Origin of the sequence: uncultured Microbulbifer sp. (assembly GCF_947498635.1) — a bacterium.
GTDB lineage: Bacteria > Pseudomonadota > Gammaproteobacteria > Pseudomonadales > Cellvibrionaceae > Microbulbifer > Microbulbifer echini.
In genome coordinates, this window is sequence record NZ_CANMKV010000140.1 from 1 (window position 1) to 391 (window position 391).

At 49.6% G+C, this 391-nt stretch carries 1 protein-coding gene; it reads left to right on the forward strand.

Annotation, left to right across the window (positions count from 1 at the left end; translation table 11 throughout):
* Positions 1 to 262, forward strand: a 262-nt coding sequence (locus tag Q1A69_RS20185; protein WP_299589742.1) for an IS4 family transposase, incomplete at its 5' end; no start/stop codon positions are given.
* Positions 263 to 391: the final 129 nt, after the last annotated feature.

Below are 391 nucleotides of genomic sequence, written 5' to 3' on the forward strand. Positions count from 1 at the left end.
ACGAGCACGAACGCTTCCTGATACATCGTGTACGAAAGTCTACTCTGAAAAAGAGTGGCGTATGATATGGATAATGCGAGATAAAACTACCCCACCCAACGAACCTCCAAGTATGAGGGCGATAACTCGCATGTTGGCAGGTCTAGGAGGTTTTCTGGGGCGTAAAGGGGATGGTGAGCCAGGGGTTAAAACTGTTTGGCAGGGATACACTAAACTGCTTCATTATATGGAGGCAGCGGAGGTTTTAACTGGGGTTAAATGATGTGTATAAAACACAGCCCTTGCTGCAGTGGTAACCCGGTTGGCGCACCCACTTGATCCTACCCACCAACGACGGACACACCACTAAGCGACTAGTTGTTCCTCAAACGCCTCAGGGCTGAGATAGCCA